Source organism: Amycolatopsis sp. Poz14, from assembly GCF_006704225.1.
Taxonomy (GTDB): domain Bacteria; phylum Actinomycetota; class Actinomycetes; order Mycobacteriales; family Pseudonocardiaceae; genus Amycolatopsis; species Amycolatopsis nivea.
Map to the genome: position 1 here is coordinate 298981 of NZ_JACLHD010000001.1, position 18485 is coordinate 317465.

General features: G+C 67.7%; 22 protein-coding genes. 14 read left to right on the forward strand and 8 right to left on the reverse strand.

Features of this window, described 5'->3' with window-relative positions:
• Window positions 1-33 precede the first annotated feature (33 nt).
• Genes FKO37_RS01565 through FKO37_RS01575 form a run of 3 tightly spaced genes read left to right on the forward strand, consistent with a single transcriptional unit; the run spans window position 34 to window position 1389 of the window.
• Entirely contained in the window at window positions 34-459 is a 426-nt protein-coding gene (locus FKO37_RS01565) for a roadblock/LC7 domain-containing protein (protein ID WP_009071597.1), read from the forward strand.
• The gene (locus FKO37_RS01570) at window positions 456-821 is read left to right on the forward strand and encodes a DUF742 domain-containing protein (protein WP_037807351.1); all 366 of its coding nucleotides are present in this window, start codon (window positions 456-458) and stop codon (window positions 819-821) included. Before FKO37_RS01565 ends, FKO37_RS01570 begins: the two co-directional genes overlap by 4 nt.
• Window positions 802-1389 carry an ATP/GTP-binding protein gene (locus FKO37_RS01575; RefSeq protein WP_009071593.1) on the forward strand — a complete coding sequence of 196 codons (588 nt, stop codon included), beginning with the start codon at window positions 802-804 and terminating at the stop codon, window positions 1387-1389. Before FKO37_RS01570 ends, FKO37_RS01575 begins: the two co-directional genes overlap by 20 nt.
• Before the next feature lie 61 nt (window positions 1390-1450).
• On the opposite strand, the gene FKO37_RS01580 is transcribed toward FKO37_RS01575, so the two are convergent.
• Window positions 1451-2824, reverse strand: a complete 1374-nt coding sequence (locus tag FKO37_RS01580) for a tryptophanase (protein ID WP_238603539.1) — start codon at window positions 2822-2824, stop codon at window positions 1451-1453.
• A 45-nt stretch (window positions 2825-2869) separates the two neighbouring features.
• Window positions 2870-3967, reverse strand: coding sequence for a tryptophan dimethylallyltransferase family protein (locus FKO37_RS01585; RefSeq protein WP_238603540.1), 1098 nt, complete (start codon window positions 3965-3967; stop codon window positions 2870-2872).
• A gap of 331 nt (window positions 3968-4298) precedes the next feature.
• On the opposite strand from FKO37_RS01585, the gene FKO37_RS01590 reads away from it, so the two are divergent.
• Window positions 4299-4838: a DinB family protein gene (locus FKO37_RS01590; RefSeq protein ID WP_238603541.1), complete on the forward strand. Its 540-nt coding sequence runs from the start codon at window positions 4299-4301 to the stop codon at window positions 4836-4838.
• A gap of 478 nt (window positions 4839-5316) precedes the next feature.
• On the opposite strand, the gene FKO37_RS01595 is transcribed toward FKO37_RS01590, so the two are convergent.
• Window positions 5317-5640, reverse strand: a complete 324-nt coding sequence (locus tag FKO37_RS01595; RefSeq protein WP_238603542.1) for a hypothetical protein — start codon at window positions 5638-5640, stop codon at window positions 5317-5319.
• On the opposite strand from FKO37_RS01595, the gene pcaB reads away from it, so the two are divergent.
• The gene (gene pcaB, locus FKO37_RS01600) at window positions 5639-6994 is read left to right on the forward strand and encodes a 3-carboxy-cis,cis-muconate cycloisomerase (RefSeq protein WP_238603543.1); all 1356 of its coding nucleotides are present in this window, start codon (window positions 5639-5641) and stop codon (window positions 6992-6994) included. The genes FKO37_RS01595 and pcaB overlap by 2 nt on opposite strands.
• 59 nt (window positions 6995-7053) lie before the next feature.
• Here the strand turns inward: pcaB and FKO37_RS01605 are convergent, their stop codons facing one another.
• Both FKO37_RS01605 and FKO37_RS01610 read right to left on the reverse strand, forming a co-directional pair.
• Window positions 7054-7584 (reverse strand): DUF4383 domain-containing protein, encoded by a 531-nt coding sequence (locus FKO37_RS01605; protein WP_037807344.1) that lies wholly within the window; start codon window positions 7582-7584, stop codon window positions 7054-7056.
• A 164-nt stretch (window positions 7585-7748) separates the two neighbouring features.
• On the reverse strand, window positions 7749-8195 hold the full coding sequence (locus tag FKO37_RS01610) for a DUF1772 domain-containing protein (RefSeq protein ID WP_037807342.1): 447 nt from the start codon (window positions 8193-8195) through the stop codon (window positions 7749-7751).
• A 90-nt stretch (window positions 8196-8285) separates the two neighbouring features.
• Here FKO37_RS01610 and FKO37_RS01615 point away from each other — a divergent pair, with 90 nt between their 5' ends.
• Entirely contained in the window at window positions 8286-8864 is a 579-nt protein-coding gene (locus FKO37_RS01615; RefSeq protein ID WP_037807340.1) for a TetR/AcrR family transcriptional regulator, read from the forward strand.
• Window positions 8865-8983: 119 nt separating this feature from the next.
• Complete coding sequence (locus FKO37_RS01620; protein ID WP_238603544.1) at window positions 8984-9862, forward strand: hypothetical protein; 879 nt, start codon at window positions 8984-8986, stop codon at window positions 9860-9862.
• Window positions 9863-9865: 3 nt separating this feature from the next.
• Here FKO37_RS01620 and FKO37_RS01625 read toward each other — a convergent pair whose 3' ends face one another.
• The gene (locus tag FKO37_RS01625) at window positions 9866-11047 is read right to left on the reverse strand and encodes an esterase family protein (protein WP_238603545.1); all 1182 of its coding nucleotides are present in this window, start codon (window positions 11045-11047) and stop codon (window positions 9866-9868) included.
• A gap of 192 nt (window positions 11048-11239) precedes the next feature.
• The gene (locus tag FKO37_RS01630; RefSeq protein ID WP_238603546.1) at window positions 11240-12202 is read right to left on the reverse strand and encodes an alpha/beta hydrolase; all 963 of its coding nucleotides are present in this window, start codon (window positions 12200-12202) and stop codon (window positions 11240-11242) included.
• Window positions 12203-12366: 164 nt separating this feature from the next.
• Between FKO37_RS01630 and FKO37_RS01635 the strand changes: the two genes are divergently transcribed.
• The 3 genes from FKO37_RS01635 to FKO37_RS01645 all read left to right on the forward strand — a co-directional run bounded on the left by FKO37_RS01635 (window position 12367) and on the right by FKO37_RS01645 (window position 14293).
• Entirely contained in the window at window positions 12367-12840 is a 474-nt protein-coding gene (locus tag FKO37_RS01635; RefSeq protein WP_037807333.1) for a MarR family winged helix-turn-helix transcriptional regulator, read from the forward strand.
• Between the two features lie 49 nt (window positions 12841-12889).
• Complete coding sequence (locus FKO37_RS01640; protein ID WP_037807331.1) at window positions 12890-13738, forward strand: SAM-dependent methyltransferase; 849 nt, start codon at window positions 12890-12892, stop codon at window positions 13736-13738.
• Between the two features lie 72 nt (window positions 13739-13810).
• On the forward strand, window positions 13811-14293 hold the full coding sequence (locus FKO37_RS01645) for a hypothetical protein (protein ID WP_238603547.1): 483 nt from the start codon (window positions 13811-13813) through the stop codon (window positions 14291-14293).
• Here the strand turns inward: FKO37_RS01645 and FKO37_RS01650 are convergent.
• A complete protein-coding gene (locus tag FKO37_RS01650) occupies window positions 14257-15186 on the reverse strand; it encodes a patatin family protein (protein WP_238603548.1) in 930 nt (309 codons plus the stop codon). The two genes, FKO37_RS01645 and FKO37_RS01650, sit on opposite strands and share 37 nt — an antisense overlap.
• Before the next feature lie 144 nt (window positions 15187-15330).
• Here FKO37_RS01650 and FKO37_RS01655 point away from each other — a divergent pair, with 144 nt between their 5' ends.
• The 4 genes from FKO37_RS01655 to FKO37_RS01670 are packed head-to-tail and all read left to right on the forward strand — an operon-like array spanning window position 15331 to window position 18422.
• The gene (locus FKO37_RS01655) at window positions 15331-15810 is read left to right on the forward strand and encodes a PE domain-containing protein (RefSeq protein WP_238603549.1); all 480 of its coding nucleotides are present in this window, start codon (window positions 15331-15333) and stop codon (window positions 15808-15810) included.
• Window positions 15803-16426 (forward strand): DUF3558 domain-containing protein, encoded by a 624-nt coding sequence (locus tag FKO37_RS01660; RefSeq protein ID WP_238603550.1) that lies wholly within the window; start codon window positions 15803-15805, stop codon window positions 16424-16426. The genes FKO37_RS01655 and FKO37_RS01660 overlap by 8 nt, the downstream gene beginning before the upstream one ends.
• A complete protein-coding gene (locus FKO37_RS01665; RefSeq protein WP_238603551.1) occupies window positions 16426-17697 on the forward strand; it encodes a WXG100 family type VII secretion target in 1272 nt (423 codons plus the stop codon). Before FKO37_RS01660 ends, FKO37_RS01665 begins: the two co-directional genes overlap by 1 nt.
• Window positions 17698-17699: 2 nt before the next feature.
• Window positions 17700-18422 carry an ESX secretion-associated protein EspG gene (locus tag FKO37_RS01670; protein ID WP_238603552.1) on the forward strand — a complete coding sequence of 241 codons (723 nt, stop codon included), beginning with the start codon at window positions 17700-17702 and terminating at the stop codon, window positions 18420-18422.
• Window positions 18423-18485: the final 63 nt, after the last annotated feature.

Below are 18485 nucleotides of genomic sequence, written 5' to 3' on the forward strand. Positions count from 1 at the left end.
ACCTCACCACACCGAAAGTCAGGGTCTGTCCGCATGAACGAGTACGGGAATTCCACCCCTGATCTCAATTGGCTGCTCGACGACGTCGTCAACCGCGTCGTCGGCGCGCAGAACGCCATCGTGCTGTCCGCCGACGGCCTGCTGCTCGGCAAGTCGTCCGGGATGAGCAAGGACGACTCGGACCAGCTCTCGGCCATCGCGTCGAGCCTGCAGAGCCTCGCCAAAGGGGTGAGCAGGCAGTTCAACCGCGGGCCGGTGCTGCAGAACATGATCGAGATGGAACGCGGGTACCTGTTCGTCTCGGCGGCGGGGCAGGGCGCGTGCCTCGCCGTGCTCGCCGGCGCGGACATCGATGTCGAAATGATCGCGTACGAGATGAACCGGCTGGTCAAGCGCGTCGGCGACTACCTGGCGTCGGCGCCGCGCGAGGCCGCGAACCTGCTGCGGGAGGCGACATGAGCGACGACGGCTGGTACGACGAGGCCGCCGGACCCCTGGTCCGGCCGTACACGATCACGAGCGGACGGACCCCGTCCGAACACCAGCTCGACCTTTCCACCCAGGTGATGACCCTGCAGCAGGGATCGGACCCGGTCGGGCTCGGCCCGGAGCACCTGGCGATCACGCAGCTGTGCCGCAGACCCTTGTCGGTGGCCGAGATCGCGGTGTACGTGAAGCTGCCGCTCGGCGTCGTGCGCGTGCTGTGCGGGGACCTGATCGACCGCGGTCTCGTCATCACCCGCGCCCCGTCCCGTCAGCCGGCCCAGGTGCCGGACCACGAAACTCTCCAGGCGGTTCTCGATGGCCTCATCAAGCTCTGAAGACGCCGCGGCGTCGGTGCCGACCCCGGTCAAGATCATCGTCGCGGGCGGGTTCGGCGCCGGGAAGACCACCATGGTCGCCTCGGTCAGCGAAATCCCGCCGCTGTCCACCGAGGAGGTGCTCACCGAGGCGAGCACCGGCGTCGACGACCTGTCCGGAGTGGAGCAGAAGAAGACCACCACGGTCGCGCTCGACTTCGGCCGGATCACCATCTCGCCGCGGCACGTGCTGTACCTGTTCGGCACCCCTGGCCAGGAACGGTTCTGGTTCATGTGGGACGACCTGGCGCGCGGCGCGATCGGCACCGTCGTGCTGGTCGACACGCGCCGCCTGGAGACCAGCTTCGCGGCGGTCGACTTCTTCGAGCGGCGGAAGATCCCGTTCGTCGTGGCGGTGAACTGCTTCGACAACGCGCCGCGCTACACCGCCGACGAGATCCGCGAGGCGCTCGTGGTGCCCGACGGCGTCCCGATCGTGATGTGCGACGCGCGGCAGCGGGATTCGAGCAAGATCGCGCTGATCCGGCTGGTGAAGCACGCGATGACGGTGGTTCCGCAACCCGCCTGAGCCGGGCTTTCCGACCAGCGAGGGGGTTCCCGGCGCGGGGAGCCCCCTCGTTCGTCTGTCCTCAGTGCACCGGGGCCATCCGGAGATTGAAGTGCCGCAGGATCTTCGGCGCTTCCACGATCCGGTAGCCGGGCACCTGCTCCGGGTTTTTCGCGATGTCGCCGAGGATTTCGGCCACGTAGTCGTAGTGGCCCTGGCTGTACACGCGCCGCGGCAGCGCCATCCGGACCAGCTCGAACGGGGCCGGGGTGATCAGCTCGTTCTGCTCGTCGAGCGTGCCGAGGTAGAGCGAACCCAGTTCCACGCACCGGATTCCGCCCGCCAGGTACAGCTCGCAAGCCAGCGAGTGGCCCGGGAACCGCGAGGCGGACAGATGCGGCAGCAGGCGTCCCGCGTTGAGGTAGAGCGCGTGGATGCCCGGCGGCTGCACGATGTCCACCCCGGCCTCGTTGGCCTGCCTCGCGAGCCGAGACGCCTCTCCCGCGCGCGCGGCGAGGTAGTGCGGGTCGACGACTTCCTGAAGGCCCTTCGCGACGCGGTCGAGGTCGTGCGCCGCGAGCCCGCCGTAGGTGCGGAAGCCTTCGGTGGCGATCAGGTTGGTTTCGCAGGTCTGGGCGAGGTCCGGATCGGTCAGGCCGATGAACGCGCCCATCGGCGAGATGCCGTCCTTCTTCAGGCTCGCGACACAGCCGTCGACCAGGCCGAACGCCTCTCGCGCGACCTCGCGCGGCGTCTTGTCCGCGTAACCCGGCTCGCGCTGGATGACCAGCCACGCGTTCTCCGCGAACCGCGCCGCGTCAAGGAAAACCGGCACACCGTGCGTCCGCGCGAGCTTCGCCGCCGCGGCCAGGTTCGCCATCGAGACCGGCTGTCCGCCGCCGCCGTTGTTGGTGATGGTGAGCAGGACCTGGCCGACGCGGTTGCCGTCCGGGCCGGTCAGCAGGCGTTCCAGTGCGTCCAGGTCGATGTTGCCCTTGAACGGTTCGAGGCTGTCGAGGTCGCCGAACTCCGCGCAGGGCAGGTCGATCGCCTCGGCGCCGAGCAGTTCGACGTTCGCGCGGGTGGTGTCGAAGTGCGTGTTGCTGACCGAGATCCGGCCGCTTTCGAGCACGCTGGAGAACAGCACGCGCTCGGCCGCGCGGCCCTGGTGCACCGGCAGGAGGTGCGGGTATCCGGTGAGGTCGCTCAGCGCGTCGCGGAAGCGGTAGAACGAGTCCGACCCGGCGTAGGAGCGGTCCGCGGCGGCCGCAGCGGCCTCCTGCCGGGTCGAGACCGCGCCGGTGCCGGAGTCGGTGAGCAGGTCGATGCTGACCTTGTTCGCGGGCAGGTTGAAGGCGTTGTAGCCCGCCGCGGCGAGTGCTTGCTCCCGCTCGGCACGCGTGGTGACCGGAATTTCGGCGACGACTTGGGAGCGGTACGGCGGGAAGGTCCGCATCAGGGTATTTCCTCCAGTTGTGGGTGACAGCCGAAAACTACCGCGTCAGGTCATCCGGCCGAGCACCGGCCGCTTTCTCGGCGGCGCTACCGCATAAGCCTCGGAGGACAGGTAGACGGTGATTCCGGAGCCGAACTCGCCCATTCTCAGCGACACGTGCGCGATCAGCCCGACGCCGTCACGCAGCGGCCTTTCCGAAACCGCTGCCAGCGCTTTGTCCAGTTGTGTCGGGTCGAAGTCGTATTGCGCGAGAATGGCGTGCACGCGCGCACGGGCCACCTCGTCGTCCGGTACGTAACTCCGAATCGGGAGGTAAAGACTGTAGTTTCCCGGGGTGCCGCCCATACCCTCGACAAATGAATAACTGGAAACCAGCGGGCGACCTTCGAACGGACCTTTTCCGCCGCCGAGCACGGCGAGGAACTCCCGGATCAGCATCGGGTCCGTGCCCGGCACCAGCTCCGCCGCGCGCACCGCGTCCTCGGTCTCGGCGGCGTCGTGCGAGACGTAGACCTTGACCCGGGACAGCGGGTCGTCGTCGAGGTCGAGCGCGAAGAAGGTGAAGTTGTCGCGCTCGCCGCGGCGCAGCGCGTGCTCGACCACCGGGTCGAACGCCTCGCCGAGATTCAGCCGCCGGAACCCCTCGCTGACCAGGGAATCCGCCATGGTCGACCCGCTGATCTGCGGGTTCAGGTACACCTTGATCTTCGGCGCGGCACCGTTGCGGAAGATCAGCGAGTACCAGAGCGTGAACGGCCCGCGGCGCTCCTCGTGCGGGAGGAAGAGGTCGGCCACCGCGTCGAGCCGGTCGGTGACCAGGCCGTATTCGCCCGCCACCTGAGCGAGGAAGGAGCGCGGGTCCGGAGCCCCGACGGTCTCGCCCAGAACCCGTACCACACATTCGCCATTGGCGTCGAATGCGACCGAGAATTCCACCGGCGTAGTGTCGTCCGCCACATTGCACGGGAACTGCGCCGGAGCGTCGACGGTCATTTCCCCGGACTCCCCGAGCAACAACCGGAGAAGTTCCAGGTGACGGCGTTCTTCGGGATCAAATCCCACTGCCCGGCACAGCCGGTCGAGTTGACCACCGGCGTGGCTGTACATCGACAACTCGACCATCGGCACACTCGCTCCGACCATGGCGCTGTATTCACCGTTTCATTAGTGCGTCCGGCCCCGCGAAGCATCCGCTGTTCGGTGTAGCGGGAGTTCACGGGCCGCCGAGAAGATTAATCCCCGGAATGCCGATCACGATACCTCTGACGGAGCGACAACACCGTCCGGAAACCGTGCCTGAGTGTGCTGATCAACACCGGAATTCACCTGAATTCCGCATCGACAGGAACGGATTCTGCGGCTACCCACCCCCGCCATGTGGTCTAGCCCACTGCTGCGCGCGGACGGTGTCCCGTGCACCCGATGCGACGGGACGGCGCCGAAAATTGTCGGTGGCGGGTGAGACGCTCGTCTCATGACAACGACCCCGAAGCATCTGTCCAAGGTGGCCGAAAGCGACCGCCCGCCTATCCCCCGCGTCGCCGACGAACACTCGACGCTGCTGGCCTATCTGGAGTGGCACCGCGAAACCCTGGCGCTGAAGTGCGCGGGCCTGAGCCAGGAAGCCGTGTCGGCGCGCGCGGTGCCGCCGTCCACAATGTCGCTCCACGGCCTGGTCCGGCACCTGGCGGGCTGCGAACGATGGTGGTTCCGCATCCAGTTCGCCGGCGAGGACGTCCCGCTGCTGCACTACTCGGACGACGACCCGAACCAGGACTTCGACCGCCTGGACGGGGATTTCGACGAGGCACTGGCTTTGTGGCGCGAGGAGTGCGCCCGGAGCCGGGAGATCGTGGCAGGGGCTTCGTCGCTGGACGCGCAGGGGGTCGGGAAGACCACGGGAGAGCCGTTCTCGCTGCGGTGGATGCTGCTGTCGATGATCGCGGAGTATGCGCGGCACAACGGGCACGCGGACTTGCTGAGGGAGGTGACTGACGGAGCCACTGGCCGGTGAAGGTGACGCTTGGTGTTTCGGCCACGTCTGATGAGGAGTGAGGCGGCGACATGGCCTGGAGCTTGGCTCGAGTCCAGAGTGGAGGCGATCCTATGAGGTCACGGCTTGCTCGCGGGTGAGCGGCGACCGTTCGGACAGCGCTTTCGTCGACGGCTCCGGCTGAGTCTTGGCGGCATCCGGTTGTTCGTGCGCGGCCAGTTGTGGCTGCGTCGCGCCTTCGACGCCTAGCCGTGCGCACGCCACGCGCTTCGGCCGAGTCGATCGCCCCGACACCAGCCGCCGCCTTCGGCTGGGGCGCGCCGCCGACGCCCAGTAGTTCGCGCGCTGTGCGCTTCGGCCGAGTCACGCGTCGACATTCAGCCGTCCACACGCGGCCAACTTTGACTGGGTGGCACCGTCGACGGTGAATCGTCCACGCGCAGTGCGCTCAGCCAAGTCACGCGTCGACATTCAGCCGTCCACACGCGGCCGACAGTGGCTAGGCGGCGCCGTCGAGGCCAATCGTCCACGCGCCGACACCCAGCCATGCGCTCGCCGCCACCTCAGTTGAGTCGCGCAGCCGACGCCCAGCCGTCCGCACGCCGCGTGCGTCGGTCGAGTCGCACTGCGACACCGAGCCGTGCTTGCTGCCGCCTGTGGCTAGGTCGCGCCGTCCGCATCCGGCCGTCGCGCGCCAGTGGTCGGCGGCAGTGCGATTGCCGTCGGAGCTGGTCAGCGAAAGCCCGTCCTGCCACCACCCGTGCTGCGAGCGGTCAGCGGCCACCCCTCCCGAAAGCACCCGGCGTGCGATGCTGGACCACATGACCGCCGATCCTGATTCCGGCCTGCTCTCCCCGGTGCGCGCCGGAACCCCGGCCGAAGCGGGGACCGGTGACCGGGCCTTCGCCGCCGCTATGTTGGCAGCGGAGGCCGCGCTCGCACGGGCGCAGGCGCGGCTCGGCACGGTCCCGTCCGAGGCAGCCGAGCGCATCACCGCAGCCGCCCGGGCGCTGGGCGAGGGCGAACTCGACGTCGTCCAACTGGCCCGCGACGCGCGTGCGACCGGAAACCCGGTGGTCAGCTTGGTGCGCACGCTGTCCGCCAAAGTCCCGGACGACGCCGATTACGTGCATCGCGGCTCGACCAGCCAGGACATCGTCGACACGGCGATGATGTCGGTCGCGCGCGACGTTCTGCGGCTGATCACCGCGGACCTGGCAGCGATCGCGGACACGCTCGCCGAGTTGGCACGTACGCACCGCGAGACGGTCATGCCCGGACGCACCCTCACCGCCCACGCGGTTCCGACGACGTTTGGCCTGAAAGCGGCGATCTGGCGGCAGGGCGTCCACGAATCCGCGCGCCGGATCGCTGAGCTCCGACTACCGGTCTCGCTTGGTGGCGCAGCAGGAACGTTGGCCGCGTACGTCCAGTACGGCGACGGCACCGCCGACTATGCGGAACGGTTGGTCGCCGCCTTCGCCGAGGAAACCGGTTTGACCGCACCGATCTTGCCCTGGCACGCGGATCGCGCACCGGTGGCGGAACTGGTGTCCGCGTTGGCTGGCGCGACGACGGCGTTGGGCAAAATCGCGGTCGACGTTCAGGTCCTCGCCCGCACCGAGATCGGCGAAGCGACCGAGGCGACCGGCGGCGGGTCTTCGGCGATGCCGCACAAGCAAAACCCGGTGCAGTCGGCGTTGATCCGGTCGGCGGCGCTGCAAGTACCGGTGCTGGCGGCGGGAGTTACACAGTCCGGCCTGGCGGAGGACGAGCGTTCGGCTGGCGTCTGGCAGGCCGAGTGGCAGCTGCTGCGCGAGTGTCTGCGCCTGACCGGCGGCGCCACCCATACGGCCGTGGATTTGGTGCGAGGGCTGGACATTCACGCGGACCGCATGCAGAAGAACCTCGCGCTGACCAATGGGTTGATCGTCTCGGAACGACTGTCGGCCGCGCTGGCGCCGAAGCTGGGCAAGGCCCGCGCGAAAGAAGTGCTGGGCGCTGTTTCCCGGCGCGCGATTGAGGAAAACCGTCCGCTGTCGGAGATTCTGGCGGACACGCCGGAGATCACCAGCGCCGTCGACGCAACAACGCTGGCCGGTCTGCTAGACCCGGCGCAGTACCTCGGGGCGGCACGGCGGTTGGTGGATCGGGCGCTGGAAGACCCCACGGAATAAGCCGGGATCGCTGCCGGAAATGCCCGGCAAACGATCCCGGTTACTCCACTGTGGACTGACTAGTGGGCCAAGCCATGCCCGCCGGGCTCGTGTCGACGGGGCTGGACAGCCGGGTCGACGTCGACGGGTTCCTCGTCCTCCGGAAGCAGAACCCCGTGCCGTGCCGGGAGAACCGCGGTCAGCAGGCCCAGGACGGCGATGCCGAGGTGCAGCCAGTTGTCCGCGTCGCCGATGTTCAGCGGGTTGCCGAGGCCGGACACCGGATTGACCGAGATCATCCCGGTCAGCATCAGACCCCAGACGAACAGCGCGCCGTAGCCGATGAAGAGCAGCCAGCCGAACGTCCGCGCGCGGCCGGAACCCAAAGCGAGCAGCAGGCCGATCACGCCGGTCACCACGTGGACGACGTTGTTCAGCGGATTGGCGGAAAACCGCCACAAAGTGACACCGTGTCCGGTGAAATCCCCGAACCCGGACTTCACGAGCCCGATGATGCCGTAGGCGAGAAACAGGACTCCGAGCAGAACGGCCAGCACCTGGGCGGGCTGCAGCCCTTCCACCCGAACGCGGGCTCGATGCGCACGAACCATGACTCCAGTCCTTCCCGTACCGAGATGACGGTGGGTCAACCCTGAAGGAATACCCCCGCCGAAACCGGGCCGAAACCCGAATCCGGCCGTCCCGGACGCGCCGCCGGGCAAGATCGGGGCTGGTGAGGCTGCTGAGCCACGCGGTGACCCCGTGGGGCACCGGCTCAGACGAGCGCGGCGACCAGCAGGGCGAAGGCGGCGATGATGATCGCGACCCGCGCGTAGTGGTAGCGGTCCCACCGCTTCATCTGCTCTTTCCAGTCCGCGGGCCGGTTCTCCGACGTCCACGTCTTGCCGCGGTTGTTGATCGGGACGAGCAGCAGGATCGACATCAGCACGCTCACCACCAGCAGTCCGGCTCCGATCACGACAAGACTGGTGCCGGGTCGGCCCCACGCGGCGATCGCCCAGATCGCGCTCAAGACGAGCGAACCGATGTACCAGAACGGCATGAGGGCGCCGAGCATCCGGCCGCCGTGGGAGCGGCCTTGCTGATTGCTGTCGTCCGGGAGCCCGTTGAGGATCGCGTTGATGACGAAGGCGACGGAAAACTCGACCCCCACCATCACGCCGACGACCACGATGGTGCAGACCGCGAGTGCGCTGAGCATGATGACCTTCCCAAAATCTAGCGTTGCTAGCTGATGAGTCGATGCTAGTACTACTGCCGCTCGGTTGTCTAGCAGTGCTAGACTCAGCTCATGTCGGTCCACACACGCAAACAGCGCGAACAGGCGGAACGCGAGCGCCTCATCGTCGCGACGGCCCGTGAGCTCGCCGAGCAGCAGGGCTGGGACGCGGTCACCACCCGCAGGCTCGCCGAGCGCATCGAGTACAGCCAGCCCGTGCTCTACAGCCACTTCCGCGGCAAGCGCGAGATCATCGGCGCGGTCGCGCTCGAAGGAGCCGCCGAACTGGCGGCTGCGGTGCGGGCCGCGACCCTCGGCGTGACCGATCCGCGCGCCCGGGTCACCGCTCTCGCCCGCGCGTACCTCGACTTCGCCGAGCACCACCCGGCGGTCTACGACGCCATCTTCCAGCTCGACGGCGGCCTCGCGTTCGCGCAGGACGACACCCCGGAGCAGCTGAAAGACGCCTTCGCCGCCCTGCTGGAAACCCTCGGCGAGGTCGCCGGGGACGGCGTCGCACCGGGTCTGTTCACCGAGTTGTTCTGGGCGTCCCTGCACGGGATCGCGACGCTGACCCGAGCGGGACGGCAGCCGCGGGAGTTTGCCGAACAGCGCATCGGCCTGCTGGTGGAACGCCTCGTCGTGGTCTGATCCACTGCTGCTTGCCCGCAGCCCGCCCGAGCGTCACGCGTACTGGCCGGTACCGAGAGCCATCCCACAAAGTCGCCCCATTCGGCGAACCCTGATCACTCGATCGGGGAAGTCGGGGCATGCGCAGGGCGAACACGTTCCTTTTGCTCGGTCTCGTTCTCGGTGCGGTCATCGCGTTTCTGGCCACCGAGGCCGAGCCGTACCGGCAGGTGATCACGGCCGCCGGACCGACGGACGGGCCGGGCGTCATCTCGCCTGCCTCCGACTCGAGCGCCCCCGGCCCGAAGCGGAGCACCGGCAGCTCCGCGCCCCAGCAAGGCGCGGATCTCAACACCGAACTCACCGCGCTCGTCCCGCAAGGGCACGTCAGCGTGGTCGTCTACGACCGCACCACAGGGACGACCCCGGTCTCCCTCGACGCGCACCGGCACTACACCTCCGCGTCCCTCGTGAAGCTGCTCATCGCCCTCGACGCACTCGACCGCGGCAGCAGTCCGGGAACCGTGCGGGAAATGCTCTCCCGCAGCGACGACGACACCGCCAGCCAGCTGTGGGTCGCGGGCGGCGAGACGAGGATCGTCCACGAAGCGGTGACCGAAATGGGCCTCGCCGAAACGAGGCCGCCCAAGGCACCGGGACGCTGGGGCGACACCGAAATCACCGCCGCCGACGTCACGCGCGTCTACCGCTACCTGATGGACCGGGCACCGGCTGAGCAGCGCACGACGATTCTCCAGGCCCTCGGCGAGGCCACCGAAAACGGAGCCGACGGATTCCGCCAGTACTTCGGCATCCCGGACGCTCTCGGCGACGTGCACTGGGCGGTCAAACAAGGCTGGTCCTGCTGCAATCCCGGGCGCATCCTGCACACCTCGGGCCTGGTCAAGGACAACCGCTACATCGTCGTCGTCCTCACCGAGAATCCCCGCACGGTCAGCTACGACGACGCCGAAACCCAGGTCACCGAAGTGGTCAAGCACCTTCCCGGGATCCGCTGAGCGTCACTGCTCCACCGAGGTCAGCGCGCCCCGCGCGCCCGTGCTCGGCAACGGCCACGGCTTCACCCCGCCGGTCACGTCGGCCCGCTGCCCAGGAGCCGACGGGCCGGGGATCCGCTGCCCGATCCACGTCAGCACGTCCGGCAGCTGCGCCTTGAACGTGTTCATGTTGTGCCCCGCGTCCGGGATCCGCCATGTCGTGAACTGCACCGGCGGCTGCGCGGCGGCGCGCATTTGGTCGACCGCCCGGCTTTCGTTCTGTTCCTTCTCGCCGGAGATCGCGAGCAGTTCCAGCGGGGCCGGGTGCTGCCGGAGGGTGATCTTGACGTTGTTCGCGTCCTCGATGTCCTTGCGGCCGCGGAAAAGGTTCTCGGTTTCACCGTCCACTTGCGCCTTTTCGTAGCCGCTCACGCTCGCCGCCTGCGCGTACCACTGCGGATGCCGCGTCACGAGGTTCAGCGCGCAATAGCCGCCGGACGACCAGCCCGCGATCGTCCACGCCCGGCGGTCCGGATTGAGGCCGAGACGCTGGATTCCCCATTCCCGGACGTCCGCGGACAAATAGGTGTCGTTGGGACTTCCGTTGACCTCGTCGACGCATTCGGTGTCGTGGCCGATTTTCGGCGTTCCGGTCGGGTCCGGGATCAGCACGACCACCGGCGGCAGGAGATGCTTCGAAATCGCCGCGTCAAGCTGTTCGGGCAGGTGGTACCCGATCGGGGCGGTGGTGACCTCGGGGCCGGACGGGTAGTTCGGGATCCAGATGATCGCCGGGAACCGCATCGCCTTGTACGGATGCTGGAAGTACTGCGGCGGAAGGTAAACCGTCACGTCGCGGGTCAGGCCGGTGCGCCGGCCGGTCACCGTCACGTGCGCGATGGTCCCCTTGCCGACCCGCGCGTGCGCCACGCCGAGGTCGCGCGCCCGGCCGAGATCGACGCCGTTGTCGCCGCCCTCGACGTCGATGCCCTCGGCGGCGAACGCGCCGGTCCCGAGCAACGAGCCGAGCGTCGGGAAGAATCCGCCGATCATGTTGCCGGTCAAGCCAAGGGTGACGATCACGAGACACAGCGCGACAACCACCGTCGCACTGCGGCCGATCTGCTTGCGCTTGCGCCATTTGTCCCAAAACCACGGGACCGAGACGACCGCGAGGAGCGCGAGCACGCCGATCACCGCGAGCATGACGGGCGAATCCAACCTGATTGCGCTCAGGTGCACGGGAAACCTCCAGGACCGATCGCGCGCCCGAAAGGCGGGACCCGCTGCTCTAGATACGTTTGAGGGGCCACCCTCGTTGTGATCACGTGACGGCGATCACGCCGGAATGGCCCCGACAAACTCAGCGAAACCTCAGGATTGCCCGTTCGTCCCTGATTAGTTGCCGAATGCGCCGCGCAGCACCGTGATCGCTTGAGTGATCGCCGCTTCCGCCGCGTGCGTTTCACGAAGCGCGTTCACCATCACGAAGTCGTGGATCACGCCCTGGTACCGAACCGCCGTCACCGGCACGCCCGCCTGACGCAGCTTCGCGGCGTACGCCTCGCCCTCGTCGCGAAGGACGTCCGCCTCGCCGGTGATCACGAGGGCCGGCGGCAGTCCGGTCAACTGCTCCACAGTGGCGCGAAGCGGCGAAGCGGTGATCTCGGCACGCTGCGCTTCGTCGGTCGTGTACTGGTCCCAGAACCACTTCATGCCTTCGCGGCTTAGGAAGTAACCGTCGGCGAACTTGGTGTACGACTCGGTGTCGAACGAAGCGTCAGTGACCGGGTAGAACAGCACCTGCTGCAGGAACTTCACGTCACCGCGCTCTTTCGCCATCAGCGTCAGCGCCGCGGTCATGTTTCCGCCGACGGAGTCGCCCGCGATCGCGATTCGCGTGGTGTCGAGCCCCTTCTCCGCACCGTGCTGGACAACCCACTTAACGGCGGCGTAGTTCTCTTCGATCGCGACGGGGTAGCGGACCTCGGGCGAACGGCTGTATTCCGGGAAAACGACAGCCGCGCCGGTTCCGGCGGCGAGTTCGCGGACGAGCCGCTCGTGGGTGTGGAAATCGCCGAAGACCCAGCCGGCCCCGTGGATGTAGACGAGCACCGGCAGGTCCCCAGTGACGTCCTGAGGCTTGACGATCCGGACCTCGACGTCGCCGTTCGGCCCGCCCGGGACGGTCAGCGACTCGATGTCGGCGGGGGCGAGTTCGACGTCGCCGTCCTGGACGCCGTCGACCGCCTTGCGGCCCTCGGCGGGCGGGAGCTGGAACAGGTACGGAGGCTGGTCAGCGGCCTCGGCGAACGCCTGGGCGGCCGGTTCGAGGACGAGGTTCTGCGGGTTCGCGGTCATGGCTTCCTCCGGTAGCGGATCGGTCGGACCGCACAAACATAGCTCTCAACTTAGTTGTGCACAACTCAATGTTGCTCAATGAGATCTAGAGCACTTGAGTTGCCCTCGCGGCCCAGCCGAGAGAGGATGGAGAGCTGGCAGGAGAAACTCGCGGGAGGCGACCGATGACCAGCCCAGACGCCGGCGAAACCGGCTCGCTGCTGCTTGACGACCAGCTGTGCTTCGGCCTGTACTCGGCCTCCCGGGCGGTCACCGCGCTCTATCGCGCGCTGCTGGAACCGCTCGACCTCACGTATCCGCAGTACCTGGTGATGCTCGCGCTGTGGCAGCAGGACGAGCAGCAGGTCAAGGAACTCGGCTCAGCGCTGAACCTCGACTCCGGCACGCTGTCGCCGCTGCTCAAGCGGCTGGAGAAGGCCGGGCTGATCAAGCGCGAACGCCAGTCCGACGACGAGCGCTCGGTCCGCATCCGGCTGACCGGGCAGGGATCCGCCTTGCGCGCCAAGGCGGAACGGATCCCGCCGCACGTCGGAGCGGCGATGAACCTGGACAACGCCGAACTGGGCCGGATGCGCGCCGCGATGGACCAGCTGACGGCGTCGGTCAACGCCTACCGGGAGTCCTACCGGCCGAGCTGACCCGGGCGCCATGGTTAGCATGAGCGCCAGGGCGAGCGTGAGGACGGCGATGAGCACACAGGACGAAGCACTGCGCGCGGTGGAAGCCAGTCTGGACCGGCCGTCGGCGGCCCGTGTCTACGACTACTTCATCGGCGGCACCACCAACTACGCGATCGACCGGATGTTCGCCGAGAAGGTGCGCGAACGGCTGCCGCTGATGGGCGAGTACTGCCGCACCAGCAGGCAGTTCCTCGGCCGCGCGGTGCGCCAGTGCGTGCGCGAGGGCATCCGGCAGTTCGTCGACATCGGCTCCGGCCTGCCCACCGCGGGCAACGTGCACGAGGTGGCCGACGACGAACGCCCGGAGCACGACACTTCCGTGCTGTACCTGGACAACGAGCCGGTGGCGCTCGCGCATTCGCAGGTGCTGCTCGCCGACACCGCGGACGAGGACCGGCACCAGGCGATGGCCGCCGACCTCCTGCAGCCCGCCGAATTGTGGGACCGGGTCGCCGATTCGCACGTGATCGACGTCCGGCAGCCGGTGGCGCTGATCGTCAACGCGGTGCTGCACTTCATCAAGGACGAACAGGACCCGGACGGCATCCTCGAGTTCTACCGCAAGCAGCTCGCGCCGGGTTCGTTGCTCGTTCTTTCCCAGATGACCAACGAAAACCCGGTGGACGACAACGAACGCCAGGCGCTGGTCGACATCATCAAGTACTACGAGTCGACGACGAACCCGGGCATCCTGCGCACGAAGGCGGAGTTCGAGCGTTTCTTCGGCGGCTGGCCGCTGCTCGAACCGGGCCTGGTGTACGCGCCGGCGTGGCATCCGGACGCCGACACAGTGTTCGCGAAGGCGCCGTCGGAGTCGCGCGTGATCGGCGGTGTGGCCCGCAAACCGCAGGCCTGACAGGGTTTTCCCACCCGGCCTCCACCCCCGGGTGGAGGCGCGGGACGGCCCCGGCCCGGCACTGTGGTCCCCGTGCCGAACACCTTCGACAACATCCTGATCGGCCTGGTCGTCCTGACCTGGCTGATCTGGCGACAACTGCAAGCCCGCCGCGCCGACCGCCCGCCGGTAGTCCTGCTCGTCATCAGCGCACTGGGCACCGCCTCACTCGGGTTCGCCATCGCGACAACCAGCCCGACCTCAGCGGCGATCCTGTTGCTAGCCACCAGTTTCGTGGCAGCTGGCGGCTTCGGCATAGCCCGCGGATACACCATGCGAATCTGGCACTCCGACGGAAACCTGTGGCGGCAAGGCAATTGGCTGACCGTCGCTCTGTGGCTGATTTCCTTCGGCATCCACTTAGGACTGGACTTCGCCGTCGACGCAGTCAATTCCACCCGCGGCCTCGGCAGCGCTTCAATCTTGCTCTACCTCGCCGTTTCCCTTGCCGCCCAACGACTGACGGTCCGCTCCCGTAGTCACGACGCCCTGCGCAAACCTTCCAGCGCCGCGTAAACCGCGTCCCGCCCCAACTCCACCGCACGCCGCAGCACAGCCGGATCCCGTTCCAGCACCACAACATCCGGCGCACCAGCGGGCGGCCGCACACTCGCCAGCCGCGGATCTTCCTGCAACTGGCGCTCGTCCTCCAGATCCCGGTGATACTGCGTCCGCCAAGCATCGATGGTGCCCGGCGCGTGCCTCCGGAGAAACCGGGGCACCACCACATCCTGCACCCGCGGCGGAGGCACCGGATGCTCGTCCTCGCGCCGGGTCCGCAACACCAGCACGTCCGTCGCCCCCTGCGCGAGCGCGGTACGAAACGGCAACGGCTCGGCGATCCCCGCGTCCACGAACCGCCGCCCACCCATCGCAATCGGCGGCCCAGCCAACACCGGCATGCATGACGACGCCGCGAGCGCTGTTTTGATCCCGTCGACGTCCTCGATGAACGGACGCAGATCAGTCGACTCGCCAGTGTCGGCGTCGGTGGCGAGCGGATGGAAGCCGACCGGATTCGCCAGTATCGCGGGGAAATCCATCGGTTCGAGCACCGAGTAGACCTGGTGCACGAGATACTCGAGATCGATCACCGCCCGGCCGCGCAAGGTGTGCAGCGGGTTGATGATCCGCCGCATGACGGCCGGATTCCACCACGTCCGCACGCCGGTCCGGGAGCGGCCGCACAACAGCCACGCCGCGTTGAGCGCACCGGCGGAGGCACCGTAGACGTCGTCGAACGCGCTGGCGGCCCCGAGTTCTTCGAGCGCCAACACCATCCCGCTGGAGTACGTGCCGCGACTGCTGCCGCCCTCGACGGCAAGCGCAAGCCGGCGGCCGTCTGCTCGCTGCCCGGGCACGCTGCCTTCGGCGATTCGGGTGGTGAGCAGTTCTAGGACCGGGTGCACTCCTCCATCTTGATCCTTTCCCTGGCTTGGATCGACCCGATTTGCCCGCTGCTATTCGATCACCAGAGTCGGTGAATTTGTCACCCTCTGCATACGATTGTGATACCGTGCGTGTTGTTCGGTGAGGAAGCTGGGGAGGCTTTCGTGACTGATGACGAGGTCGAGCGCGTCAGACACCTGCCCGCGAACATGCAGGGTCCGTTGGTGCCGGGGTACAAGTACGTCCGGGACAAAACGCCGGAGCAGGCGGCGAAGGAAGCCGCCGATGCGCAGGCGAAGGCCAATGAAGGCATGTCCAGCGGTGGTGGCGGGTATCGGCTGACTCCGGAGCTGCTCAAGGAGATCGTCACCGAGATCGACGACATCCTCGAGTGGATCCAGCTTGAGCCCCAAAAACATGCGCGGACGCTCCGCGCCTTCACACCGATGGGTGACGAGGTGGCCAGCATCGCCTATGTGCAGGACGCTAATGCGGCTGGCCTGTCGTACAACAATTACCTCGACAGCGTGGTCGCCGAACTCAAACGCCAGAAAGAGGCCTTTCAGCAAGCCCTGGATACTTACCAGAAGCAAGAGCACCAGGCCGCCGACCACCTGAAAGGTCTTCACAGTAGCGATGCATAGCCGACCCGCCGTAGCGCTTGGCCTGTTAGTCTCCGCAACCCTCCTAGCTGGATGTTCAGGCGAGCCAGGGAACCCCAGCCCATCGACGTCAGCGGCCCCGCCCAGTTCGACCGGGCGACCGTTCGGTGCGCCGTCTGTACCGACACCGCTGGATCCGGCCGCTCTTGAGAAGGACCCCTGCGCCGCGATGACCGCGGATCAGGTCGCCAGCCTCGGCGCTCCGCTCAAGGGCACCGTCCCTCAGCCTGACGATCCCACCGGCCCGTCTTGCGGCTGGCGGTTCGCGACCGACGATGCCCCGTCGTCCGTAAGCGGCACCGTCTTCACCAAAGACCCGTCTCACGGCGGGATCAGCGGGCTTTACGGACAGAAGCAGGCTGGCGGAGTCACTCGGTTCGAGGCATTCTCGGCCAACGGCTACCCGGGCGTGGTCTACAACGCGTCCAGCAATCCGCCGCCGGGCAGCTGCGCGCTGGCGGTCGGCCTCCGCGACGACCTCACCTACACGATCAGCGTCAGCCTCGACGCACTCAAGCAGCCTTTCGCCGACAGCTGCGAAGTCGGCAAAAAGGTAGCCGGATACGTGATCCAATACCTCCAGAAGGGAGGCCATTGATGCCGGACGGCTACACGGGCGCGGATGTCTACGCCCGGATGCACCGCTACGGCGGCAATACCGCCTCCCTCGATTCTGGCCAGCAGGCGGCCGAAGCGCTTAAATCCGCCCACGAAGAGCTCGTGACGCGGATTGCCCGGCTGCAGGGCAAGATGGACGCCTCTTGGGAAGGCGACGCGGCGGGCAAGGCCAAGGCTGGGTTCACCCCGCTGCTGGAAACCTCTCAGCAGGCGTCGGAGGACCTCGGCCGCAGCGCTCAATCCCTCACCGCGCAGAACGGCGGCTTTCACAGCACGCTCAACAAGCTCACTCCGATGGACGCGAACCGTCCTGATACCAACGATTTGGCCAGCTACAGTCCGTTCGGCGCGAGTGATTCGGAAAAATCCGCGGCAAGGTGGGATGACGCCGACAAAAACAATAAAGAAGCCTACGGATCTTACGTCGCCACCACGAACGGGAATCGCAATTCTTCGGCCAAGGATTATCCGGTTTTGAATGCCGCTCCGGCCGGGATCGCGGTCGGTTCCGCGCCGAGCGTCGGCGGGACGTCCAGCCCGACTGGCGGAACGGATGGCAGCGGCGGGTACAGCGGGGGCTTCCACGGCGGCGGACACACGCCTGACCCCGGCACCGGGCACACGCCCAGCCCCAGCGGCGGGTACACGTCCAGCGGCAGCATCCTCGGGTCCAGCCCGGTCAGCAGCTCCGTGCCGCCACCAGCAACCGGCTCCGCTCACCTTCCGGACAGCGGAAGCTCCCCTGCGGAGCACGCCTCAGCACCGGATTCCACCACCACGGCCGGGTACACGCCTAAGGCACCGGTCAGCGACGCGCCTGGGTTCGGCTCCGGACGGCTGCCGACATTCGGACCGGCCACCAGCGGCACGGATTCGACAGGCGGCGGTTTCGGTCTCCCGACTGGCGGATTCGGTGCTCCCGGCGGCAGCGGGGAGAGCAGCGTCGGCGGACGGACCGGCAACGGAGGCAACGTCGGGTCGCGCAGCGGACCGCAGCTTGGAGCAGGGGCGGGAACCGGTACCGGGACCCCAGCGAGCGGCCAGAGCGCGGCGCGTCCCGGCACCGTCGGCGGAACGGGAGCCAAGGGATCGCCGGGCGTAGGCGGCATGGGCGCTGGTGCCGGAAAGGGCAAGGGCACCGAAGACGAGGAGCACCAGCGGAAAGTCACCTACCTCGACGACGACGTCGACGAGTTGTTCGGCGGCTACCCCGACGGCATGCGCCCGACCCCGCCCACCATCGGAGCCTGACGTTGCTCCGGAGCCCCCTGCGGTTTTCCCGTGACAGTTACCAGAATCTGGTCCGCCGGATCGACCGTTCCGACCCGCATCCGACGCTGATCGGCGGCGAGAAGTGGTACCCGCCGGACGAGCAGGTCCAGCAGGACGCGAAAGCGGACGCCGAACTCGCCGCCACCGGCTGGCCGGTCCGCGACTTCGCCGACGTCATCGGGCTCCTGCAACGACCCTCCGTCGACCGTTACTGCTGGGCGCGCATCAACGGCCGCGACGTGACCCTTCAGGCCGCGGCCGCCGGACGGGACGCGATCCTCGCGGTCGCCGACCACGACACGATCACCTTGTTCCCCAGCACCGCGGAATCCGCTGCCCGGGAACTGGTCTCCGCGCTGCCGGGCACTCCGCCCGCGTCGAACCTCCATTCGCTGTCCTGCTCGGAAGCCGACTACAGCGCCGTGCTCGCCGGAAATCCGCCGCCGACCCGCACCAACAGCGCCCGCGACGCACGGCGCGCCGTCGAGTGGATGCAGGCTCCCCGAATCCACGTAGGACGGTTGTACGTCGCGATCCGCCGCGGCACCGAACGCGTCCGCAACGAACACCCGCCCTACTGGATCGACACCGAACAAGGCCGGTTCACCGCGGCGGTCACCGACGGCTGGCTCAGCATCAGCCCCGCCGGCGCCGACGACCTCGCCCGGATGCTGCACACCATCGAAGCCGACCTGCGGGCCTGAACCTAGCCAAGCCCCAGGGTGACGTGGATTGCACTCAGTTGCACTGCACCTAGTTGCATATGA

Excerpts from the sequence above, each read along its gene's own strand:
- FKO37_RS01565 (WP_009071597.1), top strand. The coding sequence starts at position 34 with ATGAACGAGTACGGGAATTCCACCCCTGATCTCAATTGGCTGCTCGAC.
- FKO37_RS01570 (WP_037807351.1), top strand. The coding sequence starts at position 456 with ATGAGCGACGACGGCTGGTACGACGAGGCCGCCGGACCCCTGGTCCGG.
- FKO37_RS01575 (WP_009071593.1), top strand. The coding sequence starts at position 802 with ATGGCCTCATCAAGCTCTGAAGACGCCGCGGCGTCGGTGCCGACCCCG.
- FKO37_RS01580 (WP_238603539.1), bottom strand. The coding sequence starts at position 2,824 with ATGCGGACCTTCCCGCCGTACCGCTCCCAAGTCGTCGCCGAAATTCCG.
- FKO37_RS01585 (WP_238603540.1), bottom strand. The coding sequence starts at position 3,967 with ATGGTCGGAGCGAGTGTGCCGATGGTCGAGTTGTCGATGTACAGCCAC.
- FKO37_RS01590 (WP_238603541.1), top strand. The coding sequence starts at position 4,299 with ATGACAACGACCCCGAAGCATCTGTCCAAGGTGGCCGAAAGCGACCGC.
- pcaB (WP_238603543.1), top strand. The coding sequence starts at position 5,639 with ATGACCGCCGATCCTGATTCCGGCCTGCTCTCCCCGGTGCGCGCCGGA.
- FKO37_RS01595 (WP_238603542.1), bottom strand. The coding sequence starts at position 5,640 with ATGTGGTCCAGCATCGCACGCCGGGTGCTTTCGGGAGGGGTGGCCGCT.
- FKO37_RS01605 (WP_037807344.1), bottom strand. The coding sequence starts at position 7,584 with ATGGTTCGTGCGCATCGAGCCCGCGTTCGGGTGGAAGGGCTGCAGCCC.
- FKO37_RS01610 (WP_037807342.1), bottom strand. The coding sequence starts at position 8,195 with ATGCTCAGCGCACTCGCGGTCTGCACCATCGTGGTCGTCGGCGTGATG.
- FKO37_RS01615 (WP_037807340.1), top strand. The coding sequence starts at position 8,286 with ATGTCGGTCCACACACGCAAACAGCGCGAACAGGCGGAACGCGAGCGC.
- FKO37_RS01620 (WP_238603544.1), top strand. The coding sequence starts at position 8,984 with ATGCGCAGGGCGAACACGTTCCTTTTGCTCGGTCTCGTTCTCGGTGCG.
- FKO37_RS01625 (WP_238603545.1), bottom strand. The coding sequence starts at position 11,047 with ATGCTCGCGGTGATCGGCGTGCTCGCGCTCCTCGCGGTCGTCTCGGTC.
- FKO37_RS01630 (WP_238603546.1), bottom strand. The coding sequence starts at position 12,202 with ATGACCGCGAACCCGCAGAACCTCGTCCTCGAACCGGCCGCCCAGGCG.
- FKO37_RS01635 (WP_037807333.1), top strand. The coding sequence starts at position 12,367 with ATGACCAGCCCAGACGCCGGCGAAACCGGCTCGCTGCTGCTTGACGAC.
- FKO37_RS01640 (WP_037807331.1), top strand. The coding sequence starts at position 12,890 with ATGAGCACACAGGACGAAGCACTGCGCGCGGTGGAAGCCAGTCTGGAC.
- FKO37_RS01660 (WP_238603550.1), top strand. The coding sequence starts at position 15,803 with ATGCATAGCCGACCCGCCGTAGCGCTTGGCCTGTTAGTCTCCGCAACC.
- FKO37_RS01665 (WP_238603551.1), top strand. The coding sequence starts at position 16,426 with ATGCCGGACGGCTACACGGGCGCGGATGTCTACGCCCGGATGCACCGC.